General features: G+C 64.4%; 18 protein-coding genes. 13 read left to right on the plus strand and 5 right to left on the minus strand.

All coding sequences use genetic code 11. From position 1 onward, the window contains the following. Nucleotides 1-29: 29 nt before the first annotated feature. The 4 genes from kdsA to tpiA all read right to left on the minus strand — a co-directional run bounded on the left by kdsA (nt 30) and on the right by tpiA (nt 3,760). On the minus strand, nt 30-854 hold the full coding sequence (kdsA, locus tag B8446_RS03315; protein ID WP_048847169.1) for a 3-deoxy-8-phosphooctulonate synthase: 825 nt from the start codon (nt 852-854) through the stop codon (nt 30-32). Next, complete coding sequence (locus B8446_RS03320; RefSeq protein ID WP_048847172.1) at nt 851-2,482, minus strand: CTP synthase; 1,632 nt, start codon at nt 2,480-2,482, stop codon at nt 851-853. Before B8446_RS03320 ends, kdsA begins: the two co-directional genes overlap by 4 nt. Before the next feature lie 54 nt (nt 2,483-2,536). Next, nucleotides 2,537-2,869, minus strand: coding sequence for a preprotein translocase subunit SecG (gene secG / locus B8446_RS03325; RefSeq protein ID WP_048847174.1), 333 nt, complete (start codon nt 2,867-2,869; stop codon nt 2,537-2,539). Nucleotides 2,870-2,950: 81 nt separating this feature from the next. Further along, nucleotides 2,951-3,760: a triose-phosphate isomerase gene (gene tpiA, locus B8446_RS03330; RefSeq protein ID WP_048847176.1), complete on the minus strand. Its 810-nt coding sequence runs from the start codon at nt 3,758-3,760 to the stop codon at nt 2,951-2,953. Between the two features lie 206 nt (nt 3,761-3,966). On the opposite strand from tpiA, the gene B8446_RS03335 reads away from it, so the two are divergent. The 13 genes from B8446_RS03335 (at nt 3,967) to B8446_RS03395 (ending at nt 17,865) form a co-directional block, all read left to right on the plus strand. Continuing rightward, complete coding sequence (locus B8446_RS03335; RefSeq protein ID WP_048847180.1) at nt 3,967-5,904, plus strand: peptidylprolyl isomerase; 1,938 nt, start codon at nt 3,967-3,969, stop codon at nt 5,902-5,904. Further along, nucleotides 5,901-7,421 (plus strand): anthranilate synthase component I, encoded by a 1,521-nt coding sequence (gene trpE, locus B8446_RS03340; protein WP_053053664.1) that lies wholly within the window; start codon nt 5,901-5,903, stop codon nt 7,419-7,421. Before B8446_RS03335 ends, trpE begins: the two co-directional genes overlap by 4 nt. Before the next feature lie 91 nt (nt 7,422-7,512). Continuing rightward, nucleotides 7,513-8,127, plus strand: a complete 615-nt coding sequence (locus tag B8446_RS03345; protein WP_048847182.1) for an anthranilate synthase component II — start codon at nt 7,513-7,515, stop codon at nt 8,125-8,127. Beyond that, nucleotides 8,124-9,197 carry an anthranilate phosphoribosyltransferase gene (trpD, locus tag B8446_RS03350; RefSeq protein ID WP_048847183.1) on the plus strand — a complete coding sequence of 358 codons (1,074 nt, stop codon included), beginning with the start codon at nt 8,124-8,126 and terminating at the stop codon, nt 9,195-9,197. Before B8446_RS03345 ends, trpD begins: the two co-directional genes overlap by 4 nt. A 55-nt stretch (nt 9,198-9,252) precedes the next feature. Then, nucleotides 9,253-10,143, plus strand: a complete 891-nt coding sequence (gene trpC / locus B8446_RS03355; protein WP_048847186.1) for an indole-3-glycerol phosphate synthase TrpC — start codon at nt 9,253-9,255, stop codon at nt 10,141-10,143. 8 nt (nt 10,144-10,151) lie between these two features. Continuing rightward, nucleotides 10,152-10,655 carry a cyclic pyranopterin monophosphate synthase MoaC gene (moaC, locus tag B8446_RS03360; protein WP_048847189.1) on the plus strand — a complete coding sequence of 168 codons (504 nt, stop codon included), beginning with the start codon at nt 10,152-10,154 and terminating at the stop codon, nt 10,653-10,655. A 145-nt stretch (nt 10,656-10,800) separates the two neighbouring features. Further along, complete coding sequence (gene pdhA / locus B8446_RS03365) at nt 10,801-11,760, plus strand: pyruvate dehydrogenase (acetyl-transferring) E1 component subunit alpha (RefSeq protein ID WP_048847406.1); 960 nt, start codon at nt 10,801-10,803, stop codon at nt 11,758-11,760. A 6-nt stretch (nt 11,761-11,766) separates the two neighbouring features. Then, the gene (locus B8446_RS03370; RefSeq protein WP_048847192.1) at nt 11,767-13,128 is read left to right on the plus strand and encodes a pyruvate dehydrogenase complex E1 component subunit beta; all 1,362 of its coding nucleotides are present in this window, start codon (nt 11,767-11,769) and stop codon (nt 13,126-13,128) included. A gap of 16 nt (nt 13,129-13,144) precedes the next feature. Next, complete coding sequence (locus B8446_RS03375) at nt 13,145-14,389, plus strand: pyruvate dehydrogenase complex dihydrolipoamide acetyltransferase (RefSeq protein WP_048847194.1); 1,245 nt, start codon at nt 13,145-13,147, stop codon at nt 14,387-14,389. A gap of 71 nt (nt 14,390-14,460) precedes the next feature. Then, nucleotides 14,461-15,867 (plus strand): dihydrolipoyl dehydrogenase, encoded by a 1,407-nt coding sequence (gene lpdA, locus B8446_RS03380; protein ID WP_048847196.1) that lies wholly within the window; start codon nt 14,461-14,463, stop codon nt 15,865-15,867. 6 nt (nt 15,868-15,873) lie between these two features. Continuing rightward, complete coding sequence (gene lipA, locus B8446_RS03385; RefSeq protein WP_048847197.1) at nt 15,874-16,863, plus strand: lipoyl synthase; 990 nt, start codon at nt 15,874-15,876, stop codon at nt 16,861-16,863. Then, complete coding sequence (locus B8446_RS03390) at nt 16,863-17,333, plus strand: type II toxin-antitoxin system RatA family toxin (protein ID WP_048847199.1); 471 nt, start codon at nt 16,863-16,865, stop codon at nt 17,331-17,333. The genes lipA and B8446_RS03390 overlap by 1 nt, the downstream gene beginning before the upstream one ends. A gap of 163 nt (nt 17,334-17,496) precedes the next feature. Then, nucleotides 17,497-17,865, plus strand: coding sequence for a hypothetical protein (locus B8446_RS03395; protein WP_048847201.1), 369 nt, complete (start codon nt 17,497-17,499; stop codon nt 17,863-17,865). Between the two features lie 63 nt (nt 17,866-17,928). Here the strand turns inward: B8446_RS03395 and B8446_RS03400 are convergent, their stop codons facing one another. Further along, nucleotides 17,929-18,420: a CinA family protein gene (locus B8446_RS03400; protein ID WP_048847203.1), complete on the minus strand. Its 492-nt coding sequence runs from the start codon at nt 18,418-18,420 to the stop codon at nt 17,929-17,931. Between the last annotated feature and the right edge of the window lie 2 nt (nt 18,421-18,422).

Here is an 18,422-nt window from a genome sequence, read left to right on the forward strand (position 1 = left end):
TAGCGCACCAGTCACTGAAAATGAAACGGTCAGTCCGCCGATTTCGCGAGCACATCGAACGGCTTGAGGCGGCTGAGAAGCCCACGCATCTGCGCGAGCGGCAGCATGGTCGGACCATCGCTCGGCGCATGGTCGGGATCCTGATGCGTCTCGACGAAGAGGGCTGCGATGCCGATCGCGAGCGCCGCGCGGGCCAGTGCCGGCACGAACTCGCGCTGACCGCCTGTTGCACCACCAAGGCCGCCGGGCTGCTGCACGGAATGCGTCGCGTCAAAGACGACAGGGTGGCCAGTGGATGCCATGATCGGCAGCCCGCGCATGTCGTTGACCAGGGTGTTGTAGCCAAAACTTGTGCCACGCTCGCACAGCATAACGCGCTTGTTGCCGGTCGAGGTGATCTTCTCGGCAACGTTCTTCATGTCCCAAGGCGCCAGGAACTGGCCCTTCTTGACGTTCACGGCAGCGCCCGTCTCACCGGCTGCAAGCAGGAGGTCCGTCTGGCGACACAGGAATGCCGGGATCTGCAGAACGTCGACCGCCTGGGCCGCGATCCGGCACTGTTCGGGCGCATGCACGTCGGTCAGCACAGGGATGCCGAACCGTTCGCGAATGCCCGCGAGAATGGTGAGGCCACGGTCCATTCCGACGCCGCGCGCGGCCGATACCGAAGTCCGGTTCGCCTTGTCGTAGGACGACTTGTAGATCAGCCCGATGCCGAGATCCTGGCACAGCTCATGAAGAGCCGAAGCCATCTCGATCGCATGGCTTTCGGATTCGATCTGGCAGGGTCCGGCAATCAGAGTGAACGGCAGTGCGTTCCCGATCCGGAGGTCGCCGATTGAAAATTCGCTCATACCAGTCGCGCCTTGCGCACCGCCGCCGCCACGAAGCCCGCGAACAGCGGGTGCGGGTCGAACGGCTTGGACATCAGTTCGGGGTGATACTGCACGCCCACGAACCATGGATGATCGGCATATTCCACGATTTCGGGCAACACACCGTCCGGTGACATGCCGGAAAACTTCAGGCCGACTGCTTCAAGCTTCTCGCGATAGTGGACGTTGACCTCATAGCGATGGCGATGCCGTTCGCGGATTTCCGTGCAGCCATAGATCTCGGCGACACGCGATCCTTCGGCGAGCTTCGCGGGGTATGCACCGAGGCGCATTGTACCGCCCAGCTCGCCGTTCTCACGACGACGCAGCATCTCGTTGCCGCGGGCCCACTCCGTCATCAGGCCGACGAGCGGTTCGTCGGTCGGACCGAACTCGGTCGACGATGCCTTCGGCAGTCCGGCAAGTGAGCGGGCGCATTCGATGACGGCCATCTGCATGCCGAAGCAGATGCCGAGGAATGGGATCTGCCGCTCGCGTGCGAAACGGACAGCCTCGATCTTGCCCTCCGAACCACGCTCTCCGAATCCGCCCGGCACGAGAATGCCATGCGCATCGGCAAGCTGTTCGAGCGCCGTCTCGGATTTCTCGAAAACTTCCGATTCGACCCAGTCGAGCTTTACGCGGACGCCGTTGGCGATCCCGCCATGGAGCAGGGCTTCGGTCAGCGACTTGTAGCTGTCCAGCAGGGCCGTGTACTTGCCGACGACGGCGATCCGCACCTCGCCTTCCGGATGACGCAGCGTGTTGACGATCCGCTCCCAGCGGGACAGGTCGACAGGTCCGCTCGCGTCCAGGCCGAAGTGGCGCAGGACCTCGTTGTCCATGCCTTCGGCATGATAGGACAGCGGGCAGGCATAGATCGTATCGACGTCCAGGGCCGCAATGACGGCCTGCGGGCGGACGTTGCAGAAGCTCGCGATCTTGCGGCGTTCGTTCTCGGGGATCGGTCGGTCGCAACGGCAGACCAGCATCTGGGGCTGAATGCCGACGTTCTGCAGTTCCTTGACCGAATGCTGTGTCGGCTTCGTCTTCAGTTCACCGGCGGCCGGGATATAGGGCAGCAGGGTGAGGTGGACGCACATCGTCTGGTCATGACCGAGATCGTTGCGCAGCTGCCTGATCGATTCGAGGAACGGGAGGCTCTCGATGTCGCCGACCGTGCCGCCGATCTCGACGAGGACGAAATCGTAGTTGTCCGTGCCGGCGACGATCGCATCCTTGATGGCGTCCGTAATGTGCGGAATGACCTGGACCGTGGCGCCCAGATAGTCGCCACGACGCTCACGCGCAATCACGTCGGAATAGATGCGCCCGGTCGTCGCGTTGTCCGCCCGTTTGGCGTGAACGCCCGTGAAGCGCTCGTAATGTCCGAGATCGAGATCCGTCTCCGCGCCGTCGTCGGTGACGAAGACTTCGCCGTGCTGATACGGGCTCATCGTGCCCGGATCGACGTTCAGATAGGGATCGAGCTTGCGCATGCGGATTGAATAGCCGCGCGCCTGTAGGAGGGCAGCGAGGGCAGCCGAAGCAATGCCCTTGCCGAGAGAGGAGACCACACCGCCGGTGATGAATACGAACCGCGTCATGGACGGCTCTCCTACAACGGATCGCCGCCCGATGGAACGATGAAGAGTGGTGTCTTAGTGCTGCTGTGCGGGAGCGGCAGGCTGGGCCGGGGTCGCAGGTGTTGCGGGCTGGCTCGGGGGCGGGCTTCCGAGGATGTCGTGACCGCCGACGCCCGACGATGCGCCGCGGTTCATGACCGCGAGCACCAGGCACAGCACCATGAACACGCCAGCCAGAACGGAGGTCGTGCGCGTCAGGAGGTTCGCGGTGCCGCGACCGCCCATGAAGGCACCCATGCCCTGACTGCTGCCGATCCCGAGGCCGCCGCCTTCGCTGCGCTGGATCAGCACGACGCCGATCAGGGCGATGGTGACGAACAGGTTGATGACGAGCAGGACGGTGGTCATGAAATCGATCCGTTGAAAGGGGCTTCGCGTATGCCCGATCGTCCGAGGCGTTTCAAGCGCGGCGCGTCATCATGGCATTCGTCATGCCTGCCCGGCCGCCTCCGCAATGGCCAGGAACTTCTCGATCTGAAGGCTCGCACCGCCTACGAGAACGCCGTCGACGGCGCCGAGCCCCAGAATGCCGGGCGCCTCTTTGGGCGTGACCGAACCGCCGTAAAGCAGGCGGACGTCATCACCGGCCGGGCCAAGGCGCTCGCGCAGGGCGGTCCGGATCGGTGCTGCGATCGCCGCGATGTCGTCCAGCGTCGCCGCGGCCCCGGTTCCGATCGCCCAGATCGGCTCGTAGGCGATCACACCGGCAAAGCCGTCCGGCACCGAGCGCATGATCTGCGACGAAACGCGCGCCGTGGCCTGTCCCGCTTCGCGCTCCTTTTGGGTCTCGCCCAGGCAGATGATTGGCGTCAGGCCCGCTTCCATCGCCGATGCCGCCTTGTCCCGGACGAGGCTGTCGATCTCGCCATGACCCAGCCGTCGTTCGGAATGACCGAGAATAACGTGCGTCGCGCCGACGTCCGCAAGCATCGCGGCCGACACGTCGCCGGTGTAGGCACCGAAGGAGCCGACATGGCAGTCCTGCGCGCCAAGGCCGACCTGGCCCGGAGCCAGGGTCGTCTCATTTGACGGTGATCGGGCATCACCCGATGCATCCACCAGCAACCGGTGAACATTGGTCAGTTGCGTGAATGGTGGGCACAGCACGATTTCGGCCGCGCGCATCCCTTGGGCATGCGCCAAGGCACGCGCACCGTCGCGCACGCCCCGGGCAAGAGCCGCGGACTGGGCGCAAAGCCCATGCATTTTCCAGTTGCCGACCACGAGACGCCTGCGCATCGTCATCCTTTCCTCCGAACGCCCGGCGCGGGCGACATCATCCGTTCAGCGTGCCCTGTGATAGCCTCCCGGCCGCATGCGGGGTAGGGGCACAGAGCCTCGGTGCCGCGCTTGTGTGCGCCATGCCCGATCAATATGGTGCGCCGCCTGAGCGCCGGTTCCACGGCCTTGTTCACGTCCTTCATCCAGCCCGCTTCCGGAGCGCCATGATTTCCTACCTGCGCCGCGTCTTCGTCGATTCCCGTGCCGGCCGCGCCATCGCGTTCCTTCTGTTCCTGGCACTCGTGGGATGGGGCATGGGAGATGTGTTCACGAATTTCTCCGGCTCCAACCCCGATACGGTCGCAAAGATCGGCAAGCGCAAGGTGACGGCCGAGCAGATCGCCGGCGCGCTTCGCAATCAATTGCCACAGACTGCACGGCAGATGGGCCTGTCGGACCCATCACAACTGCCTGAGGCGGCCCGTGCGCAGGCGGCACGCCAGGTGCTTCAGCAGTTCGTGACGCAGAACGAGGTGCTGCTCGCGGCCCAGAAGGCCGGGATGAAGGCACCTGACGCGCTGGTGAGGGACGAGATCTACTCGTATTCCTTCTTCAAGGGACCGAACGGCCAGTTCGACCGCGCCCTGTTCAATCAGCGTCTGAGCCAGATCGGCATGACGGAACGCACGCTGATCGAGCAGGTGCGTGACGATCTGACAGTCCGCGGCCTGCTGGATGGCATCGGGAACGCGGCACACGCGCCGGCCGGGATGGTCGACAGGCTGATCGCCTTCAATACGCGGATCCGCCACGTGGACATGGTGAAGGTCAGCCCTGACCAGACGCCGATCACGGCGACGCCGAGCGATGCTCAGCTGCGCCGTTTCTATGACAATCACCCCTGGGCGTTCCGTACGACCGAATATCGTCATGCCAAGATCGTTGCGCTGACGCTGGACTCGGTTGCGCGCAGCATCGAGACGCCTGATGCCGATCTCCGCCGGCTGTATGATTTCCAGACGCGCCGTTTCCACGTACCCGAGACGCGCAGCCTTCAGGTAGCAACGATGCCGAGCGAGGCACGTGCCCGCGCGATCGCGGCCGAGTGGCAGGGCGGAGCAGACTGGTCGAAGATCGAAGCCGATGCCCATGACGGCGCCACGGTCGATTTCCCCAATGCCCGCCAGACCGACATCCCGAACCCCGAGTTGGCTGCCGCGGCATTCAAGGCGCAGGCCGGTACCGTGCAAGGCCCCGTCAAATCGGAGACCGGCTGGCTCGTGTTCAAGGTGTCGAGCATTGCGGCACCACACGACACCAGCTTCGAGGACGCCAGACAGGGTCTGCACGACGAGATCGTGAAGCAGCAGGCACCGGGTCTTCTGCATGCGCGGGCGCAGCAATTCGAGGATGCGGTTGCCGGGTCCGACACGCTCGAGGCCATTCCGGACAATCTCGGCGCGGTTGCGGCGGCCGGTGCGCTCGATGCGAACGGCAATACCCATGACGGCACGCCCGCGCCTATCCCGGGCGATACGGCGCTGCGGCAGGCCATCGTCAGCCGGATCTTCTCGCAGGATCTGCATGCCCGGCCGACCGTCGTGCAGGGACCCGGCAATGCATCGTTTGCCGTCGTGGTCGACGAGGTTTCGCCCGGCACGCTGCTGCCGTTCGATCAGGTGCGCGATCGCGTCCTTTCGGCTTGGCAGGAAGATGCCCGTCGTGATGCCGCGAACCGGCATGCGACGGCTCTCCTGCTCGCGGGGCGGCAGGGCAGGCTCGTGGATACGGCCTCCACCGGCGACAGCAGCGGGCTCTCGATCTCACGCGACCTCACGATTTCGCGGATGCGTCCCGATCCCAACCTGTCGCAGAATGTGCTTCGTGCGATCCTCGCCATGAAGCCGGGGCAGGCCGCCATGGTCGAAGCCGACGGTGCGTTCTATGTCGCGGCCGTCACCGCATACTCGGATGCACCTGCCGCCGAACTGACGGCGATCCGGCAGCAGATCGGCAATTCGCTCGACCAGTCCGTTCAGTCCGATGTGCCGATGGCCTATGTCGCGGGGCTGGAACAGACCACGCGTCCCGACATCAACTTCCACGCGCTTGACGCGGTCGTTCAGCAGTCCGGCCCGCAGGCGGCAGGGGCCGCGCAGTGAACGCGGACCAGATCGCCAAGGCCTGGGCGCGAGGCGAGCGCGGGCTGGTTCACGTCACGGCGGCGGCGGATCTGCTGACGCCGGTTTCGGCCTATCTGCGTCTTGCGGCGGCGTTTCCGCATCCGTCCTATCGTCTTCTGTTTGAAAGCGTGGAAGGCGGCGCTGCGCGCGGGCGGTATTCCGTGATCGCCCTGTGTCCCGACATGGTCTGGCGTTGCCACGACGGCGCGAGCGCGGTCGACAATGCGCCCGAGCGCGAAGGCGGAAACGGTTTCGTGGCGCAGGATGGTCGTCCATTGGACCGACTGCGCGACATGATGGCGGCGGCGCGGATGACGCTGCCCGAGGGCGTCCCGCCGATGGTGGGCGGCGTCTTCGGCTATCTCGGCTATGACATGGTCCGGCAGATGGAGCATCTGCCGAACATGCCGCCGGACGATCTCGATCTGCCGGAAGGCGTCCTGTTGCGTCCGGGCCTGTTCGCGATCTTCGATTCAGTGCGTGACGAACTGGTATTAGCGGCCCCAGTGTCCCGTCGCGACGAAGCCGATACGCCCGTACTGGCGCGATCCCGGGCGGAAGCGCTGATCGCACGTGCCGAAACCGCACTCGACGCTCCGCTTCCGCGCGACACGACACCTCTTGCACCGGAGGCGACGCTGGAGCCGCCGCGCAGCACCATGACGCGCGCGCAGTTCGAGGACGTCGTCCTGCGCGCGAAGGAATATATCGCGGCCGGCGACGCTTTCCAGATCGTGCCGAGCCAGCGTTTCTCCACAGCGTTTCCGCTGCCGCCGCTGGCGCTGTATCGCGCGCTGCGTCGAGTCAACCCGGCGCCCTTCCTGTTCCTGCTGGAACTCGATGGATTCGCGCTCGTCGGTTCATCTCCGGAGATCCTGGTGAGGCTGCGCGACGGCACTGTCACCGTGCGTCCGCTTGCCGGCACGCGCCCGCGCGGGGCGACGACCGAAGAGGATCGTGCACTGGAAGCCGAGCTTCTGGCGGATGAGAAGGAGCGGGCGGAGCATCTCATGCTGATCGATCTCGGGCGCAACGACGTAGGCCGCGTGTCGCGGCAGGGGAGCGTCAGGGTGCCTGAACGCTTCGTCGTCGAACGCTACAGCCATGTCATGCATATCTCGTCCACCGTGGAAGGGACGATCGAGGATGGACGAGACGCGATTGATGCTCTGGTTGCCGCTTTTCCGGCCGGCACGCTGACCGGGGCGCCCAAGATCCGGGCGATGGAGATCATCGACGAGCTCGAACCGACGAGACGGGCGACTTATGCCGGCTGCATCGGCTATTTCGGCGCAACGGGCGAGATGGACACGTGCATCGGCCTGCGCATGGCCGTGGTGAAGGACGGCGAGATGCACGTCCAGGCCGGATGCGGGGTTGTGGCCGACAGCGTCCCCGAACTCGAGTATCTCGAGACGCGGCACAAGGCACGAGCACTGTTCCGTGCGGCCGAGGCTGCCATCGCGGCATGTCGACAGGGGCGTAACGACCACTGAATCAACGTGTTGCGCAGTATTGCAAAAAATCGAGTGCACACGTTTCATTTCAGTGTTTGACGCGAACCTGTCCCGACGCCATGGTGTCGCCATGATTTTGCTGATCGACAACTACGACAGCTTCACCTTCAATCTCGTGCATCATCTCGGCGCCCTTGGCGCCATGTGCGAGGTGGTGCGCAACGATGCGATTTCGGTCGCGGATGCCGTTGCGCGCCGGCCCGAAGCCATCGTGATCTCGCCGGGCCCGTGCGCACCGGACGGTGCGGGCATCTGCCTCGACCTGATTGCCGGGCATGCGGATATTCCGGTGCTGGGCGTATGTCTCGGTCATCAGGCGATCGGGCAGGTGTTCGGCGCCCGCGTCGTGCGCGCGCCACGCCCGATGCATGGCAAGGTCAGCCCTGTCCATCATGACGGCACGGGCGTTTTCGCAGGTCTTCCGGATCCGTTCGGCGCGACCCGTTATCACAGCCTGACGCTTGATCCGGCCTCCATTCCCGACACGCTCATTGTCAACGCACGTACGGAAGACGGCGTCATCATGGGCGTCCGCCACCGCGATCGCCCGATCCATGGCGTGCAGTTTCATCCCGAGAGCATCGCGTCGGAGCATGGCGCCGAGATCCTGGCCAATTTTCTCCGCATCGCCGGCGTCGAGCCGACCGGTCGGGTTGCAGTCCAGACGGCCGACGTCGCGGCATGACAGCCGACGACGCGTTTCATCCCCTGCTGCTGGATGCCGTCTCGGGCCGCCCTCTCGGCGAGGATGCGGCGGAGCGGGCATTCGGGCTCATCATGGAAGGTGCGGCGACCGATATCCAGGTCGCTGCCTTCCTGACGGCGCTGCATGTACGTGGTGAGACGGCCCCGGAACTTCTGGGCGCAGTTCGTGCCGTTCGTGCGCGCATGGCGGCGTTGCCGACCCCCTTGCCGGATGCGATCGACGTATGCGGGACGGGGGGCGATGGTCTCGGCACGCTCAACGTCTCCACCGCAGTTGCCTTCGTGCTGGCAGGTCTTGGCGTTCCGGTCGCAAAGCATGGCAATCGTGCGCTGTCGTCCCGGTCGGGCGCGACCGATGTTCTGGCCGAGCTGGGCGTGGCATCCGACGCCACCCCCGATCATCTCGCCCGACATCTTCGGGAGCGGGGCCTCGTCTTCCTCAATGCGCCGGCACATCATCCGGCCATGCGCCATGCCGCGACCGTGCGACGTGGCCTCGGGTTCCGGACGCTGTTCAATCTCGTCGGCCCGCTTTGTAATCCCGCGCGTGTCCGACGCCAGGTGGTCGGCGTCTTCGATCCGGCCTGGCTCGAACCCGTTGCCCGGACGTTGGCAAGCCTCGGATCCACCGATGCCTGGGTGATCCATGGCGAGATCAACGGACGCAGTTCGGGAGCCGACGAGGCGACGCTCGCCGGGCCTACGCATGTCGCCGCACTCGAGAACGGGCACGTCTCCCGGTTTTCCATCGACCCCCGCGACGCGGGCTTGCAACCCGCTCCGATCGACGCCATATCCGGCGGCGATCCGGCGTTCAATGCACAGGCATTGCGCGCCATGTTGGGCGGGGCTCGTGGAGCCTATCGCGATACCGTTCTGCTCAACGCAGCCATCGGGCTGCACGTCGCAGGACATGGACAGATAACACATGTTGGCATCATTCAGCCCCGCGCACTGGCTGAGACGGTCGCGCGCGCAGCAGGCGCCATCGACGACGGACGCGCCCTGGCGGCCCTCGAGCGCGCACGCGGCGTATCCGTCAGCGCATGAACAGCACGCGCCCTATCCATATGCCCAGACACAGATCAAAGCCCACAGGACGGTCATGACCGACGCGATGCTTCACCAGGACGTTCCGCAAACGGATGTGCCGCAAGCCACTCCGCCCGCAGACCGGATCGCGGGGCCGATTGCCGATACGCCCGATGTCCTGAAACGGATCTGTGCGCGTGTGCGCGTCGATGTCGAGCAACGCTCGCAGATCATGCCGCTGCGCGAGATCACTGCGAAGGCCCGCGAGGTCGAGACGCCGACGCGTGGTTTCGGGCAGGCGCTGAAGCAGATGACGGCCGAGCGTCAGGTCGGCCTGATCGCCGAAGTGAAGAAGGCATCACCCTCCGCAGGCATCCTGCGTCCGGATTACGATCCGGCAGCGATCGCCCAGAGCTATCAGAACGCAGGCGCCTCGTGCATCTCGGTCCTGACGGAAGGGTCGTGTTTCCATGGCAGCACCGAGGACATAGCCCGCGTGCGGGCTGTGTGCTCGCTGCCGATCCTGCGCAAGGATTTCATTCTCGATCCCTGGCAGGTGCATGAAAGCCGCCTGCTGGGCGCCGACTGCATCCTGCTGATCATGGCGGCGCTCTCGGACGAGCAGGCGGCCGATCTGCTGGGGCTGGCGCGCGGGCTCGACATGGACGTGCTGCTGGAGGTCCACGACGAGACGGAATTGAACCGCGCGCTTGCGTTGGACACGTTCCTGATCGGGATCAACAACCGCAATCTGCGCACGCTCAAGACCGACATCGAAACCACGATGGCGTTGGCACCGCTGGTGCCGCCAGACCGGATCGTGGTGTCCGAAAGCGGGATCAAGACCCAGGGCGACGTTCACCGCGTCGGCGAAGTCGGGGCAAGCGGTGTGCTGGTCGGCGAAAGCCTGCTGCGTGAGGTCGATCCCGGCATTGCCGCGCGTCGTCTTCTCGGCTTTCTCTGATCACCGTCATGTCGGATGACGCTCAGGCAGGCTCCCAGGGCCTGACCCATCTCGATGCGCAGGGTCATGCGCACATGGTGGACGTATCGGAGAAGGCCATCACGCGCCGTGAAGCTGTGGCTGAAGCCTTCATTACCATCGCACCCGATGTTCTGGCGCTGATCGCGTCCGGCGAGACACCGAAGGGTGACGTTCTCGCAACTGCCCGGATTGCCGGCATCATGGGTGCGAAGCGGACCAGTGATCTCATTCCGTTGTGTCATCCGCTGCCGCTATCGTCCGTCAAGGTGACGCTGGATATCCAGAAAAGCGGTATCGCCATTTCGGCCCGTGCCCGCACGACCGGGCAGACCGGGATCGAGATGGAGGCGCTGACGGCCGTATCAGTCGCGGCGCTGACGCTCTACGACATGTGCAAGGCGCTGGACCGCGGCATGGTGATCGGCGATATCCGTCTCGCCCACAAAAGCGGCGGGCGGTCGGGCGTCTACGACCGGCCTGCCGACGCCTGACGGGCAATGCCACCCGGCAGGGCTGGCGATCCAAGCGATCAGAGATTAAGAGCGTGCTGGCCCGGCTGCGGGCCGGTCAAGGAAAGGGAACTGTCTGGTGTCTGGAACGGATCTGACGGGTGCTGCGGGCGGCAACGGGCCCGCCATGACACCGGAACTGATGAAACAGGCGTTCCGGGACATGCTCCTGATCCGGCGCTTCGAGGAGAAGGCGGGCCAGCTCTACGGCATGGGGCTGATCGGGGGCTTCTGTCATCTCTACATCGGACAGGAAGCGGTCGTCGTCGGCATGCAGCTCGCGATGAAGCCGGGCGACAAGGTGATCACGTCGTATCGCGATCATGGACATATGCTGGCGGCCGGCATGGAAGCGCGCGGCGTGATGGCCGAACTGACCGGCCGCTCCGGCGGGTATTCCCGCGGCAAGGGTGGCTCGATGCACATGTTCTCGCGCGAGAAGAACTTCTATGGCGGCCATGGAATCGTAGGCGCGCAGGTCGCTCTGGGCGCGGGGCTCGCGTTCGCCAACAAATACCGCGGGACGGACGAAGTCGCCGTGACCTATTTCGGCGAGGGCGCCTCGAGCCAGGGACAGGTCTTCGAGAGCTTCAATCTGGCAGCCCTTCACAAGCTGCCATGCATCTTCGTGATCGAAAACAACCGCTACGGCATGGGCACGAGCATCGAGCGTTCGTCTGCTTCACGCGATCTGTCGAGGAACGCCGAGCCTTGGGGCATCGCCTCGCGCAAGGTCGATGGCATGGACCTGTTCGCCGTGCATGACGCGGCGGTCGAGGCCGTGGCGCATTGCCGGGCCGGGAAGGGGCCGTATCTGCTGGAGATGGAAACCTACCGGTATCGCGGACACTCCATGTCGGACCCGGCGAAGTATCGTCAGCGCGCGGAAGTGGACGAGATGCGTCGCACACGTGATCCGATCGACGCGCTGCGCCGCGAGCTCGCGCGTGCAGGCGTTGATGACGATGCGCTCGCTGCGATCGAAACCGAGGTCAAGGCTGTCGTGACCGACTCCGCGACCTTTGCGCAGGAAAGCCCGGAGCCCGATCCTTCCGAACTCTGGACTGACATTCTGGTGGAGGCCTGACGCGCCATGGCACAGCAGATCCTGATGCCGGCGCTGTCGCCGACGATGACCGAGGGCAAGCTGTCGCGCTGGGTGCGCGCTTTGGGCGATGCCGTTCAGTCCGGTGACGTGATTGCCGAGATCGAGACCGACAAGGCGACCATGGAGGTCGAGGCGACCGAATCCGGTGTAATCGGCAAGATCCTCGTGCCGGAAGGCAGCGAGTCGGTTGCCGTGAACACGCCGATCGCCGTGCTCCTTGATGCGGGGGAAGATGCATCCGCAGTCGATGCTGTCGTCGAGGCGCCGACCTCGGCTCCTCAGGCTACGATCGCCATTGAAACGACGGCTGCGCCTGCCGTGGCGCAGATGCAGACGCTGAAGCAGCCCGGTGCCGAACGCGACTGGGGCGAAACGACCTCGATCACGGTGCGTGAAGCCCTGCGCGACGCGATGGCTGCGGAAATGCGGCGCGATCAGGATGTGTTCCTGATGGGCGAGGAAGTCGCGCAGTACCAGGGTGCCTACAAGATCAGCCAGGGCCTGCTGGACGAGTTCGGCGAAAAGCGTGTCATCGACATGCCGATTACGGAGCACGGCTTCACAGGCATGGCGACCGGCGCTGCACTGACCGGACTTCGCCCCATCGTCGAGTTCATGACGATGAACTTCGCAATGCAGGCCATCGACCACATCATCAATTCGGCCGCGAAGACCAACTACATGTCGGGCGGCCAGATGGGCTGCCCGATCGTGTTCCGCGGTCCGAACGGTGCGGCGGCGCGGGTCGGCGCACAGCATTCGCAGTGCTATGCCAGCTGGTATGCCCATGTGCCGGGCCTGAAGGTGGTCGCGCCCTGGTCGGCGGCGGATGCCAAGGGACTGCTTCGGGCCGCGATCCGCGATCCGAACCCGGTCATCGTGCTGGAGAACGAGATTCTCTACGGGCAGAAATTTCCGTGCCCGGTGGACGAGGATTTTATCCTACCGATCGGCCGCGCAAAGATCGAGCGCGAAGGCGCCGACGTGACCCTGGTCGCATTCTCGATCATGGTCGGCGTGGCGCTGGATGCGGCGGCGAAACTCGAAGAGCAGGGCATCTCGGCCGAGGTCATCAATCTGCGCACGTTGCGCCCGCTTGATACCGAAACCGTGGTCGCCAGCATCAAGAAGACGTCGCGTGTTGTCTCGGTCGAGGAAGGCTGGCCGTTCGCGGGTATCGGTGCCGAGATCTGCACGCTGGCCATCGAGCAGGCGTTCGACTGGCTCGATGCACCGCCGGCACGTGTCTGTGGTCTCGACCTGCCGCTACCCTATGCCGCCAATCTTGAAAAGCTGGCTCTGCCGCAGCCCGACTGGGTGGTGGATGCCGTGAAGAAGATGTTCTGAGGACAGAGACTGCGCCATGGCCACTGAAATCCTGATGCCGGCGCTGTCGCCGACCATGACCGAAGGCAAGCTCGCGCGCTGGCTCAAGGCCGAAGGCGATGCGATCACGGCAGGCGATGTGATTGCCGAAATCGAGACCGACAAGGCGACCATGGAAGTTGAAGCGGTCGAAGAGGGCGTTCTCGGCCGGATCGTCGTGCCGGACGGAACGGAGAATGTCGCGGTCAACGCGCCGATCGCGATTCTGGTGGAGCCAGGCGAGGCGGTGCCGGACACCGTGTCGTCGCCCACGCTTGCAAGCAAGGAGCCGGCAGTCCCTGCGCAGTCCGGCACAATGGCTACGTCGACGAGCGCCGCGCCGGCCTCTGCGTCCGCACCTCCGCCGCGCCATAATTCTTCGCCGCTCGCCCGTCGCATTGCCGCAGAAAAAGGCGTGGATCTGGCGAACGTGCGTGGCACTGGCCCCAATGGCAGGATCCTGCGTCGTGACGTCGAGCAGGCAAAGCCCGCGGCGCCGGCGGCCGCCAGGCCCGCGGCACCTCAGTCAGCACCCGTATCTGCGGGAGGGGTTACGCGTGTGCCGAACAGCACCATGCGGAAGGTCATTGCGCGCCGGCTGTCCGAATCGAAGCAGACGGTTCCGCATTTCTACGTCTCGGTCGATATCGAACTCGACGCGCTTCTGGCGCTGCGTCAGCGTCTGAACGGGGCATCTCCTTCGGAGGGTGACGGACAGTTCAAGTTGTCGGTCAACGACATGCTGATCAAGGCGGCGGCCCTTGCCCTGCGTCAGGTTCCGAAGGTCAATGCGCGATACACCGAAGCCGAGACGCTGCTGTTCGACGACATCGACATTTCGGTTGCTGTCTCGGTCGCCGATGGCCTGATCACGCCGATCGTCACGAAGGCCGATACGAAATCGCTGCGCGAGATCAGCGCGGAAGCGCGTGACCTCATCAAGCGGGCACGCGCCGGCAAGCTGCTGCCGCACGAATTCCAAGGCGGCACATTCTCGATCTCGAACATGGGCATGTTCGGCGTCAGCTCCTTTGCCGCAATCGTCAATCCGCCGCAGGCCGCTATCCTGGCGATTGCGGCTGGTGAGAAGCGTGCCGTGGTCAAAGGGGATCAGCTTGCGATCGCGACTGTCATGACGGCGACGCTATCGGTCGATCACCGTGTGGTGGATGGCGCGCTCGGTGCCGAGTGGATGGCGGCCTTCCGCGAGATCGTCGAGAACCCATACCGTCTCGTCGTTTAAGACATTATATCAGAATTTAGCCGCAAGGCCTTGATCTTGCGTTTTTTTGAGCGCAGGGCACAGGAGATCTCATGTCCGAGATGCAGTACGATCTGATCGTCATTGGGGGCGGTCCCGGCGGATATGTCGCCGCCATTCGCGCAGCACAGCTTGGCATGAAGGCGGCGGTGGTCGAGAGCACGCACCTCGGCGGCATCTGCCTTAACTGGGGCTGCATCCCGACCAAGACGCTGCTGCGGGCGTCGGAAATCAACCATCTGCTGCACGATCTGGGCCGCTACGGATTTGCAGCCGACAATCCGCGCTTTGACCTCGACAAAGTCGTCGGTCGATCCCGGCAGATCGCACGCCAGTTCTCGCGCGGCATTGCGCATCTGCTGCGCAAGGCAGGCGCCGAGGCGATCGACGGGCGCGGACGGCTCGCCGGAACCGAGGCGGGGCGTCGTATCGTCGAGGTGACGAAAGATGGCGCGGTCAGGACGCTGCTCGCCAAGCATGTGATCATCGCGACGGGCGCACGTGCGCGACAGCTGCCGGGGCTCGAATCCGATGGCGAGCTGGTCTGGTCGTATCGCGAGGCCATGGTGCCGAAGGCCATTCCGAAGCGGCTTCTGGTCATCGGCTCGGGTGCGATCGGCGTGGAATTTGCCTCGTTCTATCGTCACATGGGCGCAGAGGTAACGATCGCCGAGGTTGCCGATCGGATTCTGCCTGTCGAGGATGCCGAGATCAGCGATCTCGCGCGCAAGAGCTTTGCAAAGCAGGGCATGACGATCCTGACGGGCGCTAAGGTCGGCCCATTGCACAAGTCGGGCGGCATCGTTCGGGTCGATATCGAAGCCGGCGGCACGAAGCAGACACTGGAATTCGACCGGGTGATTGCCGCAGTCGGCATTACGGCGAACACGGAAGACCTCGGGCTCGAGGGCACTGCTGTCGTGCTGGATCGCGGGCATATCAAGGTCGATGGTTTCGGGCGTACGGGCGAGGCGGGCGTGTATGCGATCGGTGACGTGGCCGGAGCGCCCTGGCTTGCACACAAGGCAAGCCATGAGGGGATCATCTGCGTCGAAGCGATCGCGGGCCATCATCCCCAGCCGCTGCATCCGCTGAATATTCCGGGCTGCACCTATTGCCAGCCGCAGATCGCATCTGTTGGCCTGACCGAGGATCGCGCAAAGACGGCCGGCCATGAAATCAAGGTCGGGCGGTTCCCGCTTTCGGCGAACGGACGCGCACAGGCCCTGGGCGAAAGTGAAGGACTGGTGAAGACGATCTACGATGCCAAGACCGGCGAGTTGCTGGGCGCGCACATGATCGGCGCGGAAGTGACCGAGATGATCCAGGGCTTCGTAATCGCGCGGACCGGAGAGCTGACAGAGGCCGAACTGCGCGAGACGGTGTTCCCGCACCCGACCATTTCCGAGACGATGCACGAATCCACTCTGGCGGCGTTCGGCGAGGCGCTGCATATCTGAGCCGCCATGTCCCACCGTCTCCTGATCGATCATCGCGCGAACGCCGCACTTCGCCATCCTGAAAAGGCGCGTCGCCCGGATAACCCGATCCAGCGCAAGCCGGACTGGATCCGGGTGCGTGCGCCCAATTCTCCCGTCTATCAGGAGACGCGTGCGCTGATGCGGGAGCATCGGCTGACGACGGTCTGCGAAGAGGCGGCCTGCCCCAATATCGGGGAATGCTGGTCGCAGCGGCATGCGACCATGATGATCATGGGCGAGATCTGCACCCGGGCCTGCGCGTTCTGCAACGTCACGACCGGGCAGCCGAACCCGCTGGACGATGACGAGCCCGCGCGCGTGGCGGAGGCCGTGGCGACACTGGGCCTTCGTCATGTGGTCATTACATCCGTGGATCGTGACGATCTGACAGATGGGGGGGCGCGACATTTCGCCCGCGTGATCGGAGCGATCCGGGCTGCTGCCCCCGACACGACGATCGAGATCCTGACGCCCGATTTCCTGCGCAAGCCCGGCGCGCTGGAAATCGTCGTCGCAGCCCGACCTGACGTCTTCAATCACAATCTCGAGACCGTGCCGCGGCTATACCAGCCTATTCGGCCGGGAGCCCGGTATTATCAGTCGCTGCGTCTGCTTGACGACGTCAAACGCCTCGATCCGACGATCTTCACGAAGTCGGGACTGATGCTGGGGTTAGGCGAAACGGCCCCGGAGGTTTATCAGGTCATGGACGATTTCCGGGTGGCGGATGTCGATTTCCTGACACTGGGGCAGTATTTGCAACCGACACCGAAACATGCGGCGATCGCCGAGTTCGTTACCCCGGCGGCGTTCGACGAATATGCGGCTCGCGCACGTGCCAAAGGTTTCCTGCAGGTCAGTGCGTCGCCGCTGACCCGATCGTCCTATCACGCCGATGAGGATTTCGAGCGCCTGCGCGCCGCACGGGCCAGAACACTCAATGTCAGCACACCGACACATCAGGAGGGGCGCTGATGCCGACCCATGCCGAACAACGCCTGATCGCCTATCGGCCGGACCAGCTGTTCGATCTCGTGGCCGATGTCGGCAAATACCCGCAATTTCTCCCCTGGTGCGCCCGCGCGGTCGTCAAGTCGCGGACGGAAACCGAGCTTGTCGCCGACCTGACGATCGGCTTTGGACCGTTCCGCGAGACGTTCACGAGCAGGGTCTCGCTGGAACGACCCGACCGTATCCGCGTCCGTTACGAGCGGGGCCCGTTCCGTTATCTCAATAACGTCTGGACGTTCACGCCGGACCCGCGTGGTTGCCTCGTCGATTTCTTCGTCGATTTCGAGTTCCGGTCGCGACTTTTGCAGAATGCGATCGGGATGGTCTTCAACGAAGGCGTGCGTCTCATGGTCTCCGCATTCATCAAGCGTGCACGCGAAACATATGGACCGCCCGTGATTGCCGCGACGCCAAATGCTCCGGCGTCTCGCTGAGATTTTTTTCTGACATCGTGACGAACTGTCGCCTTGGCGCGGCGTTCGGTCCGCATCCCGACTGTGACGTAACTGTCAGTTTCGGCGCGTACGTGGATTGATATGTCCGCGGCCAGAATTGCCTCTTCGGAGCAATCGAGCCGCGCCAAGGAAAGGAAGACCGATGTCGAAGTTTGCGATGGGTGCCGGTGCGCTGGCCGTTCTGCTGTCTGCAGGTGCGCCCGCTATTGCCGCGCCGCATCATCATCACGGCAAGCATGGCTCGAGCTCGGCAGAGAAGGCTGGCAACGCCAAGGAAAAGAAGGGTGGCAACGGCGAGACCACCGAAGACCTGAACGCGAAGAGCCTTCAGGAGGCACGTGGCTCCATGGCACCTTCGACGACCGTGCCGGCTACGGCACCTGCGGCAGCGCCGACGATGCCGAACGCGAACGGCATGACTGCCCCGAATCCGAATGGCATGACCATGCCGTCGAACGCACCGTCCTCCACGATGCCGGCTCCGACGACCACGGCGCCGCAGAGCCAGTAAGCTCCTCGACTTATCTCAAGCGAGCCAAGGCGGCTTCACCTAAGGTGAAGCCGCCTTTTTTGTTTAATCAGAAGCGTCTGCGGCAATCTGTTCCAGCAGGGTCAGAGCATAGCCGACCGTCGCCGCACGAACCGCCCGGCGATCGCCCGGGAAGTTGCGCGCCGCCGATAAAGCGGCATGACCGCGTCTCATCCAGCCAAAGCAGACGAGGCCGACAGGCTTGTCGGGACTTCCACCGCCGGGGCCCGCGACGCCGCTGACGGCAATCGAGACGGAAGCGTCCGGTGCGGATCTGAGCGCGCCTTCTGCCATCTCGGCAACGGTCGCTTCACTAACTGCGCCGTGGATTTGCAGGGTTGCCGCCTGCACGCCCAGAGCGCTCTGTTTGAGGGCGTTCGAGTAGGTGACGAAGCCGCCTTCCACGGCATCGGATGATCCGCCGATTTCGGTGAGAGCCGCGGCAATCAGGCCGCCCGTGCAGCTCTCCGCGGTAACGATCCGAAGGCTCTGACGTCTGAATGCGTCCAGCACGCGCATGACCTGGTTGTCGACCATGC

Origin of the sequence: Tanticharoenia sakaeratensis NBRC 103193, from assembly GCF_000963885.1 — a bacterium.
In the GTDB taxonomy this organism is placed as follows: domain Bacteria; phylum Pseudomonadota; class Alphaproteobacteria; order Acetobacterales; family Acetobacteraceae; genus Tanticharoenia; species Tanticharoenia sakaeratensis.